Raw genomic sequence first — 17,833 nt, 5'->3', positions numbered from 1 at the left:
AAATCATTTTGGAGAGTTGTCCGAGCGGCCGAAGGAGCATGATTGGAAATCATGTAAATGGGTATGACCTGTTTCGAGGGTTCGAATCCCTCACTCTCCGTTATATAATGATAGTATGGCCCGTTGGTCAAGTGGTTAAGACACCGCCCTTTCACGGCGGTATCATGGGTTCAAATCCCGTACGGGTCATTTTTGGAGGTTTAGCTCAGTTGGGAGAGCGTCTGCCTTACAAGCAGAGGGTCACAGGTTCGAGCCCTGTAACCTCCATTTTTATTTTAAGGTCGCATGGTCTAGCTGGTTAGGACGCCTGCCTGTCACGCAGGAGATCACGGGTTCGAGTCCCGTTGTGACCGTCAAAAAGACGGTTAAAAGCATCAGTCGTTATAAACGACCGATGCTTTTTTTGTGCGTTTAAAAAGATAAATCAGGCTATAAAAAACAGCCAGTCTAGGCTGCTTTTAAGGACTTATAGAAATAAACCAGTAATAAAAATGAGATAATAAAGCTCATGTAAATAAGTATTATTTTTAATGAAACCCAGTTGCGTTGCTAGCAACAATAGTTGAGCAATAATAAAAGGCAATAATTGCCAGCCTACGATGATTTTAGTCGCAATGATCAAAAGAACGGTGATTAACCAGAGGCAGTCACCAACAACGGTGAGCATCTTATTAGTTGGAATCAGTTCAAAAAGGAAAATTAACCCTAAGAAGAGACCAATCTTGACGAGCAAGGCTTCAGGTAAGAAATGAATGCCATTGAAAATCAAAGTTGCCAGGAAAAAGTAAGGCGCTAATAAAAACTGACAAACTAATCGCAACCAATGATTGTTAAACTGTTTTGGAAAGATAAACGGCACAAGTACCAATAAACTGGTAATCGCTAGTAAAGTACCGGCCCAAATGAGTGAATGACGACCAACAATTAGACTAATGATCAACGCAATTAGCAGGCCGCTAGCGGCTAATGAACGCTTTAGCTTACTAGTTGTTGAAAGAACTAGCGGAATGGTTAATAATGCCCCTAAAAGTGCGGTTAGCATGAAGTATAAATCAAGATGCTTGGGAAAAGGGTGAATCGCTAATCCCACAATTAAGCCCAGGTTTAAGTAGTTAAATACGATTAACCGAGCAGGCGGATTATTAGCAGGTAGTTTTTTTTGTCTAAGATAGAACATAGCAACACCTTTTTCATATAATATGACTTTCATCTTAACTTTTTTTGAAAAGAAGGTCAATGGCTTTTGAAATATGTCGTGATTTATGCTAAGGTAGTAGAGTTATAAGAAGTTCCCGATAGGATTCACACACCGTGAAGAGGCCTTGTAACCGACACATATATAGGGGGAAACATAGAAATGCAAGAAAGACATTTATTTACTTCGGAATCCGTTTCTGAAGGCCATCCAGATAAGATTGCGGATCAAATTAGTGATGCCATCTTAGATGCGATGTTAGAACAAGATCCACAAGCCCGTGTTGCTTGTGAGACAACTGTTACAACTGGATTAGTATTAGTCGTAGGTGAAATTTCAACAACGGCTTACGTTGATATCCAAAAGGTTGTCAGAGAAACAATCAAGAAGATTGGTTATCGTGATGGCCAATACGGTTTTGATGGCGACAATTGTGCCGTGATTGTAGCACTTGATGAACAATCACCAGATATTGCACAAGGTGTCGATGATTCACTTGAATCACGTGAGAAGGATGAAGATCCGCTCGATAAGATTGGTGCAGGGGATCAGGGGTTAATGTTTGGCTTTGCTGTCGATCAAACACCTGAATTAATGCCATTACCAATCGCTTTATCACATCGCTTGATGCGTAAGGTCGCTGAACTACGTAAGAGTGGTCAGTTAACTTATCTACGACCAGACGCAAAAGCACAAGTCACTGTTGAATATGATGAAAACGAACAACCAAAACGTGTTGATACCGTCGTCATTAGTACACAACACGATGAGGATGTTACTTTAGAAACCATTCAAAAGGACATGCTAGAACAAGTTATTAAAACTGTCATTCCTGCTGAATATTTGGATGATAAGACAAAATACTTCATTAATCCAACTGGTCGCTTCGTCATTGGTGGGCCACAAGGGGATTCCGGTTTAACTGGTCGGAAGATTATTGTGGATACTTATGGTGGTTATGCCCGTCATGGTGGCGGTGCATTCTCTGGTAAGGACGCAACTAAGGTTGATCGTTCTGCTAGTTATGCAGCCCGTTATATTGCTAAGAATATTGTTGCCGCTGGTTTAGCACGTAAATGTGAAGTGCAACTAGCCTACGCAATTGGTGTGGCACAACCGGTATCCGTTTCAGTAAATACTTTTGAAACTGGTACAGTGAGTGAAGAAGCAATTCAAACTGCAATTCGTGAGAACTTTGACTTACGACCTGCTGGGATTATTAAAATGCTAGATTTACAAAGACCTATTTATGAGCAGACAGCTGCTTATGGGCACTTTGGGCGTACAGATGTTGACCTTTCTTGGGAACGATTAGATAAAGTTGATGCTTTAAAAGCAAGTATCGCAAAGCTAAATCACTAAGAAGTCAATCGAGTAAAAGAGGCGGCCTTTCCTTAACTTATTTAAGCTAAGAAAGGTCTCTTTTTATGCCTAGAATTAAGAGGAGAATGGTGTAATGGAGAAGAGAAAGACAAATGTATTATTAGTAACGATCGCGTTGTTTGTCGCGACGTTTATGACTGCAATTGAAGGGACAATCGTTTCAACGGCGATGCCAACAATCATTAGCAACTTACACGGTATGCGCTTGATGAATTGGGTGTTCTCAATTTATTTATTAACAAACGCGATGATGACGCCCATCTATGGGAAGATGGCCGATCGGATTGGCCGGAAACCAATTTTTATTTTGGGTTAGTGTTATTCGTGATTGGCTCATCCTTATGTGGGTTATCAAATCATATGGAAACATTAATCATTTCCCGGGCAATACAAGGCTTAGGGGCTGGTGCAATTATGCCAGTATCTTTCACCATCATTGCTGATATCTATCCGATTGAAAAACGGGCAAAAGTCCTTGGTTTTAACGGTTCTGCATGGGGGATTGCCTCAATTATTGCGCCACTTTTAGGTGGCTTTATCGTTGATAAGTTAACGTGGCATTGGATTTTCTTCATCAATGTCCCAATCGGGTTAATTACCATTGGCTTAATTTGGTATTTCCTACAAGAAGAAAAACGAACGAGCGATCAACCAATCGACTACTGGGGTAGCTTCTGGCTGATGATGGCACTTTTAGGCCTCTTATACGGCTTCCAATTAATGGGTGAAACACACTTGTCATGGGGCTTATTAGTACCAGCACTCGTGATTGCCGTCGTTGCTTTCATCTTATTCGTACGCGTTGAAAAGAAAGCACAAGACCCTATTATCTCATTATCATTATTTAAAAACCGGACCTTCGTGGTTCAAAATGCGGTCGCCGCTTTAGTCAGTGGTTTCTTGATTGGCTTTGAAGTTTACATGCCAATGTGGATGCAAGGTATTCTGGGCTTGAAAGCTTCAATGGGGGGCTTCGTGGTGACACCTAGTTCAATCATGTGGATCTTCGCTTCATTGTGGGCAGGCCAGTTATTAGTGAAACATGCACCACAACGGATTTTAATGGGAAGTTTGGCAATTCTACTTGGTGGCAGTATTGTCTTAGCACTCGTGCCACAAACAACGCCATTTTGGTTCTTCTTAATGGTCGCCGCTTGTTTAGGGATTGGCTTTGGAATGATCATTACAACGACCACCGTTACGTCACAGAGTGTTGCGGGTTCGGATAAAGTGGGGGTCGCAACTTCATTTAATACGCTGAGCCGAACATTGGGGCAAACATTGATGGTGTCAGTTTACGGGATTATTTTAAACCGTCAATTGGCCAAAGGGATTAGTGGTGATTCACGCTTGAATCAAAATATGCTTAATGAATTAATTAATCCGGAAACGGCTGCTAAATTACCACAAAACTTATTACCAGATTTACGGCATATTCTATATAATGGTTTGCATTATATCTACTTTGCTTCAATCGTCTTAATTTTAGTCGCAATGTGGATTAATTTATCAGATCGTCGTCAGAAACAATAAAAAAAGATTGGCCAGTTGGCCAATCTTTTTTTTATTATCTGAATAGCACACAAACGCCTTCTGGGGTCTCTAATCCTTTTTGACAAGGGGTTAATAAACCAGTTTGAGCGTCTCGGTGATAGAGCGTACCATTATCGCTATTTTGATTAACGGCAAAGAGAAATTGATCGTTAGCGGAGAGGTTGAAGTCACGAGGGAATTCACCATCCGTTGACATTTGTTGAATCGTTGTGAGTTGTTGACCATCTGCGCTAATACGGTAGACCACGATAGAATTATAGCCGCGATTTGAGGCGTATAGGAATTGGCCGTCTTGTGAAATACGGATTGCCGCACCACCATTAGCTTCGTGCCAATCATCTGGCAACATTGAATAAGTTTCAACGGCTGTAAATTCACCAGTATTGGCATCATAGTTGAGAACAGTGACTTCACTTGAAAGTTCGCCTAAAAGATAAGCGACTTGGTGATTAGGATGAAAAACGAGGTGTCGAGTTCCAAAACCAGGTTCACTATGGTAAGTTGCTGTTTTAGTTAAGTCGCCATTGTCAGCAATTGTATAAGTTGTTAGTTCATCGGTGCCCAAATCACAGACAGCTAACCGATTATCTGGTGTGAGGTCGGTATAATGAACGTGGGCGCTTGCTTGTTCTGGACGAGGACCATGACCAGTGTGTTGGACCGTGTTGGCTAATACGAGGTGGCCATCATTTTGAATGGCATAAACCAGAATTTCGCCTTTATGGTAATTAGCAGCGTAGACCAATTGACGTGTCTCATCAACAGCCACGTATGCTGGTGGTGCACCAGCAGCTAAGACGGCGTTTAAATAAACCGGTGTTGTGCCAGAAATATCATAAGCAGCAATGCCACCTTGCTCGCCTTCTTTAACCACGGTATATAAAATTTGTTGTTTGGAAATAGCCAAATATGAGGCGTTATCTAAAGTGATATAAGGTTTAATATCAGTGATTGTTGCGGTTTCAGGTGAGAGCGTACCACGATAAATGCCCTTACCAATTCGACGGGTATAACCCCCAATTAAAACTTCTTCAGTCATAAAATAGACTCCCTTCATCAAATACTATTTGAGTATAGCATATTCATGCGAAAACGGTTTAATTAATCACCCAAAAGGCGTTTGAAAACGTTAAGTTTAAGTAGAATATGCTACAATGAGAGTATCTTAAATACGAGGAGATTCAGTGATGATAATGCAAGCAGAGATCGTGGCAATCGGGGCCCAAGCAATTGATGCCGCCGAACCACTGGTTATTTTATTTAACGAACAAGCAACACCAGCGATTAAGGCAGTCGCCCTCATTCAACGTTTTACGACGGCTAATCAATCTGAACGACTTACGATGACAACCCAGTCAATCGTTGTGATTGATGGACAACACTATCAAGTCACTTATGTTGGGGCACTTGTTAATGAAAATCTCAATAATATTGGGCATGTTGCGTTGATCTTTGATTCAGCACCAGAAGAAGATCAACTTCAAAGTGGCCTTTACTTAACACCTAAAGATGCTAGTTTACAAGGTAAACCCGATTTTAAAGTGGGGACGCTAATCCAGTATCAAGAAACTATGTAGGAAATAGGTGGGCACGTGGCTGATCGTAAACAAACGAAGGAACAATCTTGGTTTTTTAAGTGGTTTTTAAATAAGAAATTACCAGTAATTTTGTTAAATGTTTTTCTAGTTTTGCTGATTATTTTATTGGCAACTAAATTAGCGTGGTTATTGGAGCCGATTCAGCAATTGATGTTGATTGTTGGCTTACCGATTATTATCGCGGCGGTTCTTTATTATCTGATTAATCCGCTAATTGATTGGTTAGAGCATCGTTGGCATCTTAACCGAGTACTATCAATTACCTTAATTTTTATTGTGATTGTGGCGTTATTGGCCTGGGGTGTCGCAACGATTATCCCCATTATCCAATCGCAAACAACGAGTTTAATTAAACAATGGCCATCGTATTGGGCGAATATTCAAAAGCAGACGATGAGTTGGTTTAATGATCCCAGTTTTAAGTCGTTGCAAAAGCAATTGGACGATATTAATACCGATATGTTAAGCAACTTATCAGGGAAAGTGAATAAGATGTTAACATCGACTGTGACTCATATCGGGACAGCCGTCGGGGTTGTGACAAATATTGTAATCGCAATTGTGACGATGCCATTTATTCTCTTTTTCATGTTAAAAGACGGTCATCGTTTAAAAGGCTACCTTGTTAAATTCTTCCCCGTTAGAATTCGGGAAACCACCAGTCAGGTCTTGGAAGAAATTAATGGTCAAGTCAGTCAATATATTCGGGGCCAGTTAACGGTTGCCTTTTGGGTAGCAGTGATGTTTACGATTGGTTATTGGATTGTTGGGATGAAATATGGATTGACGTTAGGGATTTTAGCAGGGCTGTTAAACTTGATTCCATACTTGGGGTCATTCCTAGCGTTGGTGCCATCGGTCGTTATTGCGGCTTTTATCTCACCAATTCTGCTAATCAAAGTCTTGTTGGTTTTTGCCGTTGAGCAAACCTTAGAAGGGCGGGTAGTCTCGCCGTTAGTCCTTGGCAGCAAGATGTCGATGTATCCAGTCACGACGATTATCGTCTTATTGGCCTCCGGTAAGCTATTCGGATTAGTTGGCGTCATTGTCGGTATTCCGGTTTATGCGATTATTAAAATCCTGGTGACACACTTATTTGAATGGTTTAAAAAGGTATCAGGCTTATACGAATAAAGAAGTATGCTAATGGTAATTAAAAAGGCGTGGACAAATTAATTTTTGTCCACGCCTTTTTTAAACATGCTTTTTGAAACTGGCTTCTACGCTTAGCGTCACTCGCCAACTCGTTCCAAACACACTTTCTTTTTAATGATTGATTGTTAGTTTCATATAGTGATGCGGGATGTTAGCTTCCATTTCACCTTCACTAATCACTTCAAAGCCTAGTTTTTCATAGAAACCAATGGCATGATCTTGTGCAAATAAGATGATGTAGGGCGTTTTTGTGCGCTTGGCATCTTCGATAATTGCCTCAATTAATTTAAAACCAAGGCCCTGACCTCTAAATGACTTAATTGTGGCGACGCGTTGAATTCTAAAACCGCCATCTTTTAGTACATGGACACGTGCGGTTACGGCTGGGTCTTGCTCAATGTAACCGACGTAGTGAATAGTATGATCTTCATGTGCATCTATTTCTTGTGTTTCCGGCATATTTTGTTCTCGAACAAACACCGTTCTTCTAATGTAAGTTGCATCACGAAAGATAACACTGTTATCACCAAGTGTATGTTTAATATCCATTTGTTTCACACCCTTTTCTGCTCAATGTCGACGCTGTGAAAGCGACAAAGGTCATTATACATTTGTTTAGGGGCTGATTCAATAGATAGGGGGAAAGTTTTTAGGTACCTAACTAAAAAAGAATCACCCCAAAAAAGGGTGATTCATTATTTTAATAATTGGTCTACAACATATCGCCATTAAAAATAGAATGACGGACAAGAACGTAATCCACTTTTCGTAGTGCTGATAAGCGCTTGCCACCAGCATAAGAAATTGAAGATTGTAGATCCTGACGCATTTCGGTAAGGGTGTCACTAATTGACCCCTTGTAAGGCACTAAAATTCGTTTGCCCTCAACATTTTGGTGGGTACCTTTTTGGAATTCAGAAGCTGAACCAAAATATTCCTTAAATTGTTGGCCATCTTCTTCGACTAGTTCGCCAGGAGATTCAGTATGACCGGCAAAAAGGGAACCAATCATGACCATGTTGGCCCCAAACCGAATTGATTTAGCGATATCACCGTTAGTACGGATACCACCATCAGCAATGATCGGTTTGGTTGCTGCCTTGGCGCACCAGCGAAGGGCACCAAGTTGCCAACCACCAGTCCCAAAACCAGTTTTGATTTTAGTGATGCAGACTTTACCAGGGCCAATACCGACTTTAGTTGCATCAGCACCGGCGCGTTCTAAGTCCTGAACCGCTTCCGGTGTGCCGACGTTGCCGGCGATTACGAAACTTTTAGGTAAAACTTTTTTGATATGTTGAATCATATCAATCACGACTTGTGAGTGACCGTGAGCGATATCGATTGTAATGTATTCTGGGATGAGGTTATCTTGTGCGAGTTGATTGATGAAGTCAAATTCATCGTCCTTAACGCCAACACTAATTGAAGCGAATAGGTTGCGTTCGTGCATCATCTTGATGAATGCCGGGCGTTTTTCATGTTGGAAACGATGCATGACATAAAAGTAGTGATTTTCGGCAAGCCAAATGGCCAGCGGTTCATCAATAATGGTTTGCATATTAGCAGGGACCACGGGAATTTTAAAAGTCTCTGAACCAAAGCGAACAGTGGTATCAATTTCACTTCGACTTTTGACGATACATTTATTGGGAATAAGTTGAACATCTTCGTAATCAAATACGTCCATGAATAATTCTCCTTAAATACGAACATTTATTTTTATGTACGACGATTAATTCGTACATAACGTATTCTAACGAGTTGATATCGGAAAGTCAATTAAAAAACACCGAACAATCCAGATAATGGTTTGCTCGGTGTTTTGAAAATAATTTAGAAATAACGTTTCCGCCAGAAGCGAAACCCTAGGAGCCCCGCAATGGTTAAGGAAATCGCAATGGTGACAATCCAACTAATTTTAAAATTGGCTAAAGGTAAGGCAACGTTCATCCCGTAGAAACTAAAGACTAAGCCGGGGATGGTTAGCATGATCGAATAAGATGCTAGAAACTTCATGACGTTATTCATGTTATTATTAATAATTGATGAATACGTATCAGCTGTTTCATTGATAATTGAATTGGAAATCTCGGCCATTTCGATCGCTTGTTGATTTTCAATTTGAATATCGTCTAAGAGGTCAATCTCAGATTCGTTGAGCATTAACATGTTAGAGCGCATCAAACTCGCTAGTACCATCTTATCGGTTTTTAACGACATCATGAAATAAACTAACCCGCGTTGAATCCCCATTAAATCGTAAAGCTCTTCATTACGTAGCGACTTTTGCAAACGGTTTTCAATACGTTCACGGGAACGGTTGATATCTCGCAGATATTGCAGATAAATGGTCGAAATGCGATAGAGAATTTGGAGGACGCTGCGCCGTTGTTCCTGTGGATTAAAGTTTTTGATTTGATTATCAATAAAGCTCTGTAAGAAATCAACTGGCGTTTTATTGATGGTTAAGATGACAGAATCTGTTACAATAATCCCTAGAGGACTCGTTTTGTAGCGGAATTTATCAGCTTGCTGATCATCTTTTTCAAGAATCGGCATGTTAAAAATGATTAATGTCGCGTTATAATCTGGATCGTGTTCGGCACGCGCACTTTCGTCGGCATCTAAACTATAATAGATGAAATCGGAAGGGACGTGCAGTTTTTTAGTCAGTAAATCAATTTCTTCTTGCGTGGGATCGGTAATGTTAATCCAACTATTGGGTTGGATTTTAGCATGCTTGGTTAACTTCTTTTTAGCTTCATCGAAGCGATAAGTATCTAGCATGAGTTCACTTCCTTCGTCGGTAACTTGATATGACTAAGTTTACTTGATATTTTTAGAATGTAAAGGATTGAAATAAGGAGAATTTGAATTGAAAAAAATTGATTTAGCGCAACAATTCCTACAAGCCAATTTAAGCGCCTTGCAATGTCCAATTTGCCAAGGGGCGTTTGCCACTATTAGTGATCACCAATTGGTTTGTGAAGCGGGCCATAGTTTTGACTTGGCTAAAAATGGGACATTGTACTTCTTACCCAAACAAATGAAGTCTGAATATACAAAAGAAATGTTAAGCCATCGCCGGGCATTCTTACAGGCCGGCTTCTTTAAACCGTTCTTAGATGAAATTGCTAAGCAACTTACGGCCAATAGTCGGATTCTTGATGTTGGTTGTGGCGAAGGAACGCCGGTTTACCAACTTGCCCAACAGGTACCAGCCCAATATATCGGCTTTGATATTTCTAAACCGGCAATTCAACTGGCCAGTGATTACAATCAAGAAGGTTGGTTTTGTGTCGCTGATTTAGCGCGGATGCCGTTTGCTGATCAGAGTTTGGACACAGTCTTGAACATCTTTTCGCCATCGCAATACCAAGAATTTAAACGGGTGCTCAAACCGGACGGTCAACTCATTAAAGTCATTCCTAATGCCGGTTATTTGCACGAGCTACGAGAATTATTATATCAGGGTCAGGAAAAGGAAAGCTACGATCATGGTCCAGTATTGGACTTATTCGAACAACATTTTCCCGGCTACCAAGAAATTCAGGTTCAACAAAAGATGACCTTAACACCCGAAACACTAGCGGATTTAGTCGAGATGACACCTTTAACTTGGACAGCAACAGAGGCGCAATTACAAGCGATTACGTTGGCGGCATTACCAGAGATATCATTGGATGTCACGGTTTTGGTGGGAAAACAATGAGAAATTAAAGTAATTTTAAGAAATCTGATTGCAAGTCAGAAATAAGGGCGTTATAATAACCACAAGGAATTTTTTCCCTAACTTTTATCAGAATACTTTTTGATAAAAGCTAGTGATGAAATGACACTAACGTAGTTTCTCGCCGTGAATAACCGAGGGACTACGTTTTTTTATATGGAAAGCACCAGTAGAGCTTTACCATTAAATCGTGTATAATTAAGCTACTGAATCTTTATTGAAGGAAGTTAGATTGTGACTAATCATATTGTTTTATACGAACCACTTATTCCAGCTAATACTGGCAACATCGCCCGGACATGTGCCGGGACGGATACTGTTTTAGATTTAATCGAACCATTAGGCTTTGAAACTGACGACAAACATTTAAAACGGGCTGGTCTAGATTATTGGGACCAAGTGAAGATTAATTACCACAAGAACTTGGATGCCTTTTTAGAAACGGTTCCGGATCGTAAACACCTCTATTTGATCACGAAGTTTGCCAAGCAAGCTTATTCTGATCAGGATGTGACGGATACAAGTGTTGATCATTACTTTATGTTTGGTAAGGAAACAACTGGCCTCCCAGAAACGTTTATGCGTGAAAATGAAGATCAGTGTCTCCGCATTCCAATGTCAGATCACATTCGGGCTTTGAATTTATCCAACTGTGCAGCATTGGTCATTTTTGAAGCATTACGGCAACAAGATTTTCCAGGGTTAGAAAAGAGTCATCTGTACGATCACGATAAATTAAAATAGGAGTGTTTCTAATGCAAACTAAAAAAGATCCCATTAGCGTTGATGCTTTTCATTTTGACCGTGTGTCACCGGACGCCGAACCACAACAAAATATCCAAGTGAGCTTAGTGAAAATTGATGCTGACGACGAATATTTACAAGAAGCTGATTTAAAAGCCGGTAACATCTATCAAATCGTTACACCATTCCAAGTGATGCCACAAGGAAGCGGCTTTGCCGTATCTGGTCAAATTTCACGGGTTGTTCAATTGTTAGATTTCTTTGGCACACCAGATGAAATCGGACAAAAGGAAATGATGAAATTATCACGACCATTAATCGAATACATTGAAACCTTGACGTATCAAGTAACAGCGGTTGCTTTGAACGAAGGGATTCAACTTCAATTTACAGCGCATGAAACACCAGAAGAAGCATAATGATTAAATAAGAGAAGCTAAGGGGAACTTCGGTTGACCTGGGCTTCTTTTTTGTTTGAATAAAGCCTAAAAGATGGGTTAACCTGAACAGAAGTTCGTGTATAATAAGGATTAGATATGTAAGGTAAGGAGATTTTATGGCAACTCAAACGAAAAAGCGTAAGAAAAAAACGACGACTAAGAAGAAAAAAATGCAACAGCCTGATTACACGATTAATTTTGTCGGCTTTTTGTTTATTTTAATTAGTCTTTTCTCCGGGCTGAAATTAGGATTTATCGGCGCACTATTTGCGAATGTTTTCCGCTTATTCGTTGGTGACACATTCGTCCTGGGCGCAATTCTATTTGCAATGCTCGGTATTTACCTCTTAATTTATGGCAAACAACCACCATTGTGGCAACAAAAAACGGTGGGTTTTAGTTTAGCCTACATTGGTATTTTAATTTGGCTATCAGCTTTCATCTTGCACCAACAAGCGATTAATAACCATTTTGTCGCAGCTACTTGGCGCTTATTGTTTGAAGATTTCCAAAAAATGGCAGTTACGACGGAGGTCGGCGGTGGCCTAGTTGGTGCCGTGATTTATAGCGGTTCGCATTTTTTGTTTGCACAGATGGGGACCTATATCATTGCCGTGTTAGTGACAGTCATGGGGCTGTTTATTTTTATGGATATTCCCTTCAGCGTGGTTGTTAAAAGCAGTCAGCGCTTTGTCCACGGCTTATTTCAAGTCGGACGCTATACTAAATCAGGCTTGGTGAAGGCCACTGAAAAGGGCCGCGATCAAGTCAGCGCGCTCAAAGAACAAACGCAAAATGCGTTGTCTGCGGTTGACGAAAAAACGACGCCAACCAAGACGGTTAAAAAGCCTACCTCAGAACCGACCGGCGAGCCTGAGAAAACGGGGGTTGTGGTGAATGAACCAGCCACCTTTAAGATTAATGGACCGAAGGATTTACCAAAACCAATTGCAACGCACCAAGCAACTAACGAGGCAGAAGCAACTGCGGAAACACCGACAGAACAAGTGCCGGATGTTGCCGAATTAACGCATGCTGTAGAAATTGATGCGGATTATGAAATGCCAACGCCTGAATTGTTGACGCAGATTCCACCATCAGATCAGAGTGCGGAATACGAAGCGATTGAAAAAAATCAACAGGTCTTGAAACAAACCTTTGATTCGTTTGGCGTGGATGTCACGGTTAAGAGTGCAAGTTTAGGACCAGCCGTTACGAAGTATGAAATCCAACCGGCTGTTGGTGTTAAGGTGTCGAAGATTGTTAATTTGGCCGATGATTTAGCGTTAGCACTGGCCGCCAAAGACATTCGGATTGAAGCACCGATTCCAGGCAAACCATACGTCGGGATTGAAGTCCCTAATACAACTGTCTCAACAGTTTCCTTCAGAGAGATGATCGAACAAGAGCCACCACATCCAGGCAAACCGTTGGCAGTGCCATTAGGGAAAGATATTTCCGGTAAAGTGATTATGTCGGATTTAGCGAAGATGCCGCATCTTTTGATTGCCGGTTCAACGGGTAGTGGGAAGTCAGTAGCGATTAACGGGATCATCACCAGTATTTTGATGAGCGCGCAACCCCATGAAGTTAAGTTGATGTTGATTGATCCGAAAATGGTTGAATTAAATGTCTATAACGGAATTCCGCATCTCTTGATTCCGGTGGTGACCAACGCTAAGAAAGCGGCCAACGCGTTGAATAAAGTCGTTAAAGAAATGGAACGACGCTATCAACTTTTTGCGGATACTGGTCAGCGGAATATGACCGAATATAACCAGTATATTCAAGGCCATAATGAAGATGGCGAAATCAAGGGCGCGGCGTTACCATACATTGTCGTGATCGTTGATGAATTATCTGATTTGATGATGGTTGCTAGTAACGAAGTTGAAAGTGCCATTATCCGGTTAGCACAAATGGCCCGGGCAGCCGGGATTCACATGATTGTTGCCACACAACGGCCATCTGTCGATGTTATTACTGGTTTAATCAAGGCCAATATTCCATCACGGATCGCGTTTGCGGTTTCTAGTGGGATTGACTCACGGACCATCTTAGATGGTAGTGGGGCTGAAAAGCTCCTGGGTCGTGGGGACATGTTGTACCTACCAATCGGGATGAGTAAACCACTCCGAGTTCAAGGCGCCTTTATCTCCAGTCAAGATGTTGAAAGCATCGTTTCCTTTATCAAAGCTCAAAAGACGGCTGAATACGATGAAGAGATGATTCCAACGGCGGCTGATGAACACCAAGAAACGGCAGATCCAGAAGATGAATATTATCAAGAAGCGGTTGAATTAGTGGTTAAGCAACAAACCGCGAGTGTTTCGATGGTTCAACGTCGTTTTAGAGTCGGTTATAATCGGGCAGCCCGGCTGATCGATGAAATGGAAAGTCGCGGGATTATCGGGCCTTCTGAAGGTAGTAAACCCCGCAAGGTCCTTTTGCAAGAGGTTCCAAGCGAACAACCACCAACTGAATAATGAACAAAAAACGGTATTAGAATCAGTAGCAGGATTCTAATACCGTTTTTTCAAAGAAAAACCAGAGTTGTTAAAACGGTGGCGCTTTTGAGTTTAACCCACTTTTTTGGTATGATAGTGTCTGTTACATTATTCTTAAAAAGACTTAAGTTGAAAGCAAGCCATTTTAACTGTTAAAACAGTGAGGAGCAGCAAGTATGAATCAAAAAGTAATGGATGGCGTTTATTTAAATATCTTACAAACACAACAATTCAAAACAATTCGCTTTTCTGTGCAATTAGTGGCACCAGCGACTAAAGAAACCCTGACAAAACGGTCATTACTAGCCAGTGTCTTATCTGCTAGTAGTCAAGCTTATCGTGATCAGGTTGCAATTGCCAATCAACTCCAAGCAATGTATGGGGCTGGCTTCAATATGAATGCATATCGGCAAGGACAATTAGCGATTTTTAGTATTTCAATGCGGATTGTCAGCCCTCAATATTTACGCGATACAATCGACTTACAACAACAAGCAATTGCCTTTATTGGCGAACTACTTTTAAAACCAGATGTCATTGATCAAGCCTTTAACGCGGTTACTTTTGATCGGGAAAAAGAAAACTTGCAACGCTATATCGATAGCGTTGCCGATGACAAACAAACTTATGCTGCACTCAAACTACGTGAACTCTACTTTACAGATCAAACGCAACAAACGCCTAATTATGGGGATGCTGACGTTTTAAAGACGATTACAGCCACTGATTTATACACTTATTATCAACAGATGATTGCAAATGACCGAATTCAAATGACGGTTGTGGGGAATGTGGATGAAGAAAAATTGGCGCTTGATTTGGCGCAATTATCACTAGCACCACGGGGCGAAATGCTACCTGGGATTTTTTATCAACAAGCTGCTAGCAATGCGGTCCGTGAATTGACGGAAGAACAAGCGGTTCAACAAGGTAAGTTAAACATGGCTTATCAATTGCCAGCTTACTTCTATCAAAAGGATTATTACGCGGCCTTAGTGATGAACGCGTTATTTGGTGGGACACCACTATCGTTACTCTTCACGAATGTCCGTGAAAAGGCGAGTTTGGCCTATTACGCTTCTAGCAATATCGATGCTTTCCGGGGGGCTGTCATGGTTCAAACCGGAATTGAAAGCCATCAAAAAGAACGCGTACTAGCCATTATTGAAGCGCAACGCCAAAGTATTATCGCTGGTGATTTTACACAAGCGATGTTTGAACAAACCAAATTAGCCTTAATTAATCAATTTAAATCAAGTCTTGATAGCCCAGGTTATTTGGGCCAACAACAGTTCAATCAAATTTTTGTCCCCGAAACGGAACTAGACGCGGGTCGATTCACGACCGCTATTTTGGCCGTTTCTAAACAAGCGGTTCAAGAACAAGCCGCTAAGATGCAACTGCAAGCAATCTACTTCTTGAAAGGGGTCGACACAAATGAAGCTTAGACAAAATCCCCGCTTAGGTGAAACCCTCTATGAAGAAACTCTGGAAAATGGGTTAACGGTCAAACTCTATCCTAAGAGTGGTTATCACAAGACCTATGCCATTTTAACGACAGACTATGGTGCAATTGATACGACTTTTGTGCCAGCAGGTCAAACTGACTATGTGACGGTTCCTGACGGGATTGCACATTTCTTAGAACATAAGTTATTTGAAAAGGCGGATTATGATGCCTTTGAAAAATTTGGGCAATTTGGGGCTAGTTCAAATGCTTTCACGAGCTTCACGCGAACAAGCTACCTCTTTTCAACAACCAGTCATTTGAAGGAAAACTTGGATATCTTGCTTGATTTTGTGCAAGAACCCTATTTTACAACTGCAACGGTTGATAAGGAAAAAGGCATCATCGGTCAAGAGATTCAGATGTACAATGATGAACCAGATTGGCGCTTATTTTATACGGTAATTGGCAACCTTTATCCACAACACCCAGTGCGAACGGATATTGCTGGCACCATCGAAAGTATTGCGCAAATTACGCCTGAAGAATTGTACCAAGCGCACCAAACGTTCTACCAACCAAGTAATATGAATTTATTCATTGTTGGTCAGATCGATGACCCTGAAGAAGTATTGTCGTGGGTCAGCGCTAATCAAGACGCTAAAGATTTTGTAGCACCAAGCGACATTAACCGCTCATTACCAGAAGAAGAAGCTGACGGCAGTGACATTATTCCGTACCGCTCATTAGAAATGCCGGTGACACGCAGTAAGAGCATGGTCGGTATTAAAGGGTTAACCGATTTTGGAACTGGTCAAGAAGCACTAGAAATGAAAATTAAGATGAACCTGTTATTAGAATTACTCTTTGGGGATTCATCAACACAAGTTCAAAAATTATATGAACAAGGGATTTTGGATGACAGCTTTGGCTATGAATATGCCATTCAACGCTCATTTAACTTCATCACGCTTGGTGGCGATACAGATGATGCACAAGGCTTATCAGATGCGTTGATCAATATTTTGGAACATTATCAGGAAAGTCCTGATTTTTCAGAAGCCAATTTAGCGTTGGTTAAAAGAGCCGCAATCGGCGAATATCTACAGGCCTTTAATTCATTAGAAGCAATCGCCAATCAATATAGCGACGCCTTTTTCGATGAAGTAAGTCCGTTTGATGTGTTAGGTTTAATTGAACAAGTGACATTAGCGGATTTGGCACAAGTTGCTGCCGAATTCTTCAAAATTGAAATTATGACGGTTTGCCATATCTTACCAGAGGTGGCGCAATAATGAGTTGCTCAGCTTTAATTATTGGCGCCTCCGGTGATATTGGCGCCACCATTGCCGAACGCTTAGCAGCGGACGGCTGGTCGCTTTATTTGCACTACAACCAAAATCAAGAACGTATTTGCAAACTACAACAGCAACTTAGTCAACAGTATGCGCGCCAAGACTTTTTTGCACTTCAGTTGGATTTAACGATGGGCACTGGTGCGGTTGACCAGTTGAAAAGTCAGCTGTTTCAAGTGGATGCGGTTATTTTTGCCGCTGGGATGACGACTTACGGCTTATTGCCAGAGGTCTCTGCAGAGCAAATTGATGCGTTGTGGCAAGTGCACGTGAAGACACCGATGTTGATTTTACAGGCTTTGCAGTCGAAATTAGCACAGAGTGATTTGGGCCGGATTGTTTTTATTGGCTCCATTTATGGCGGTCGTGGTAGTGCGATGGAAGTACCGTACAGCACGGTCAAAGGCGCGCAATCGGCGTTTGCCAATGCTTACGCACAAGAGGTCGGCTCGCTAGGCATTACGGTTAACGTGATTGCCCCTGGCGCAGTAGCCACGAAAATGAATCAACAGTTTACAGCAGATGAACAAGCGGCGATTGCCGCTGAGATTCCAACTGGGCGTTTTGCGACGCCAACACAGATTGCTTATTGGGTCCAGACTTTGTTAGCACCAGAAGCCAATTATTTAACAGGACAGACAATTTATGTTGACGGTGGTTGGCTAAAATAAAGAAATCTTAATACAATATCATTGTGGCAATATGCTATAATGACGAGTAAT

The 17,833-nt window shown here is 41.3% G+C and carries 15 protein-coding genes, 4 tRNA genes, 1 pseudogene and 1 riboswitch; of the genes and pseudogenes, 15 read left to right on the top strand and 5 right to left on the bottom strand.

Annotated elements, in window-relative coordinates; translation table 11 throughout:
* Nucleotides 1-10 precede the first annotated feature (10 nt).
* The 4 genes from LEUCM_RS09755 (at nt 11) to LEUCM_RS09740 (ending at nt 353) form a co-directional block, all read left to right on the top strand.
* Nucleotides 11-100, top strand: a tRNA-Ser gene (locus LEUCM_RS09755).
* Between the two features lie 17 nt (nt 101-117).
* Nucleotides 118-189: transfer RNA gene (locus tag LEUCM_RS09750), tRNA-Glu, on the top strand.
* 5 nt (nt 190-194) lie between these two features.
* Nucleotides 195-267 (top strand) — tRNA-Val (locus tag LEUCM_RS09745).
* A 12-nt stretch (nt 268-279) separates the two neighbouring features.
* A tRNA-Asp gene (locus tag LEUCM_RS09740) sits at nt 280-353 on the top strand.
* Between the two features lie 113 nt (nt 354-466).
* On the opposite strand, the gene LEUCM_RS09735 is transcribed toward LEUCM_RS09740, so the two are convergent.
* Nucleotides 467-1,210 carry a hypothetical protein gene (locus LEUCM_RS09735; protein WP_226474482.1) on the bottom strand — a complete coding sequence of 248 codons (744 nt, stop codon included), beginning with the start codon at nt 1,208-1,210 and terminating at the stop codon, nt 467-469.
* Nucleotides 1,211-1,274: 64 nt separating this feature from the next.
* Nucleotides 1,275-1,360: riboswitch (SMK box riboswitch) on the top strand.
* Between LEUCM_RS09735 and metK the strand changes: the two genes are divergently transcribed.
* Together metK and LEUCM_RS09725 are read left to right on the top strand one after the other, a co-directional pair.
* Nucleotides 1,358-2,557 (top strand): methionine adenosyltransferase, encoded by a 1,200-nt coding sequence (gene metK, locus LEUCM_RS09730; protein WP_035146430.1) that lies wholly within the window; start codon nt 1,358-1,360, stop codon nt 2,555-2,557. Its footprint overlaps the riboswitch before it by 3 nt.
* A gap of 94 nt (nt 2,558-2,651) precedes the next feature.
* Nucleotides 2,652-4,111: pseudogene (locus tag LEUCM_RS09725) on the top strand (MDR family MFS transporter).
* A 34-nt stretch (nt 4,112-4,145) separates the two neighbouring features.
* Here the strand turns inward: LEUCM_RS09725 and LEUCM_RS09720 are convergent.
* Nucleotides 4,146-5,171, bottom strand: a complete 1,026-nt coding sequence (locus LEUCM_RS09720) for a lactonase family protein (RefSeq protein ID WP_025016338.1) — start codon at nt 5,169-5,171, stop codon at nt 4,146-4,148.
* 148 nt (nt 5,172-5,319) lie between these two features.
* Here LEUCM_RS09720 and LEUCM_RS09715 point away from each other — a divergent pair, with 148 nt between their 5' ends.
* The gene (locus LEUCM_RS09715) at nt 5,320-5,709 is read left to right on the top strand and encodes a PTS glucitol/sorbitol transporter subunit IIA (RefSeq protein WP_049762106.1); all 390 of its coding nucleotides are present in this window, start codon (nt 5,320-5,322) and stop codon (nt 5,707-5,709) included.
* A 15-nt stretch (nt 5,710-5,724) separates the two neighbouring features.
* On the top strand, nt 5,725-6,864 hold the full coding sequence (locus LEUCM_RS09710) for an AI-2E family transporter (RefSeq protein WP_025016337.1): 1,140 nt from the start codon (nt 5,725-5,727) through the stop codon (nt 6,862-6,864).
* Nucleotides 6,865-6,996: 132 nt separating this feature from the next.
* Here the strand turns inward: LEUCM_RS09710 and LEUCM_RS09705 are convergent, their stop codons facing one another.
* The 3 genes from LEUCM_RS09705 to LEUCM_RS09695 all read right to left on the bottom strand — a co-directional run bounded on the left by LEUCM_RS09705 (nt 6,997) and on the right by LEUCM_RS09695 (nt 9,675).
* Entirely contained in the window at nt 6,997-7,434 is a 438-nt protein-coding gene (locus tag LEUCM_RS09705) for a GNAT family N-acetyltransferase (protein WP_025016336.1), read from the bottom strand.
* Nucleotides 7,435-7,597: 163 nt separating this feature from the next.
* Nucleotides 7,598-8,575 (bottom strand): GMP reductase, encoded by a 978-nt coding sequence (locus tag LEUCM_RS09700; protein WP_025016335.1) that lies wholly within the window; start codon nt 8,573-8,575, stop codon nt 7,598-7,600.
* A gap of 146 nt (nt 8,576-8,721) precedes the next feature.
* Nucleotides 8,722-9,675 (bottom strand): magnesium transporter CorA family protein, encoded by a 954-nt coding sequence (locus tag LEUCM_RS09695; RefSeq protein WP_011374186.1) that lies wholly within the window; start codon nt 9,673-9,675, stop codon nt 8,722-8,724.
* Nucleotides 9,676-9,763: 88 nt separating this feature from the next.
* Here LEUCM_RS09695 and LEUCM_RS09690 point away from each other — a divergent pair, with 88 nt between their 5' ends.
* The 7 genes from LEUCM_RS09690 to ymfI all read left to right on the top strand — a co-directional run bounded on the left by LEUCM_RS09690 (nt 9,764) and on the right by ymfI (nt 17,782).
* Nucleotides 9,764-10,600 carry a methyltransferase domain-containing protein gene (locus LEUCM_RS09690; protein ID WP_016264719.1) on the top strand — a complete coding sequence of 279 codons (837 nt, stop codon included), beginning with the start codon at nt 9,764-9,766 and terminating at the stop codon, nt 10,598-10,600.
* 252 nt (nt 10,601-10,852) lie between these two features.
* Nucleotides 10,853-11,362 (top strand): tRNA (uridine(34)/cytosine(34)/5-carboxymethylaminomethyluridine(34)-2'-O)-methyltransferase TrmL, encoded by a 510-nt coding sequence (gene trmL, locus LEUCM_RS09685; RefSeq protein WP_011374188.1) that lies wholly within the window; start codon nt 10,853-10,855, stop codon nt 11,360-11,362.
* 11 nt (nt 11,363-11,373) lie between these two features.
* Nucleotides 11,374-11,781 (top strand): DUF1149 family protein, encoded by a 408-nt coding sequence (locus LEUCM_RS09680; protein ID WP_025016334.1) that lies wholly within the window; start codon nt 11,374-11,376, stop codon nt 11,779-11,781.
* Nucleotides 11,782-11,918: 137 nt separating this feature from the next.
* Nucleotides 11,919-14,288: an FtsK/SpoIIIE family DNA translocase gene (locus LEUCM_RS09675; protein ID WP_056936474.1), complete on the top strand. Its 2,370-nt coding sequence runs from the start codon at nt 11,919-11,921 to the stop codon at nt 14,286-14,288.
* A gap of 197 nt (nt 14,289-14,485) precedes the next feature.
* Nucleotides 14,486-15,757, top strand: a complete 1,272-nt coding sequence (gene yfmF / locus LEUCM_RS09670) for an EF-P 5-aminopentanol modification-associated protein YfmF (protein WP_011374191.1) — start codon at nt 14,486-14,488, stop codon at nt 15,755-15,757.
* On the top strand, nt 15,747-17,051 hold the full coding sequence (gene yfmH, locus LEUCM_RS09665) for an EF-P 5-aminopentanol modification-associated protein YfmH (RefSeq protein WP_025016333.1): 1,305 nt from the start codon (nt 15,747-15,749) through the stop codon (nt 17,049-17,051). Before yfmF ends, yfmH begins: the two co-directional genes overlap by 11 nt.
* A complete protein-coding gene (gene ymfI / locus LEUCM_RS09660; protein ID WP_025016332.1) occupies nt 17,051-17,782 on the top strand; it encodes an elongation factor P 5-aminopentanone reductase in 732 nt (243 codons plus the stop codon). Before yfmH ends, ymfI begins: the two co-directional genes overlap by 1 nt.
* The last annotated feature ends 51 nt before the right edge of the window (nt 17,783-17,833 follow it).

It is taken from the genome of Latilactobacillus sakei subsp. sakei DSM 20017 = JCM 1157, assembly GCF_002370355.1.
Taxonomy (GTDB): Bacteria; Bacillota; Bacilli; order Lactobacillales; family Lactobacillaceae; genus Latilactobacillus; species Latilactobacillus sakei.
This window is presented reverse-complemented; position numbering and strand designations above follow the sequence as displayed.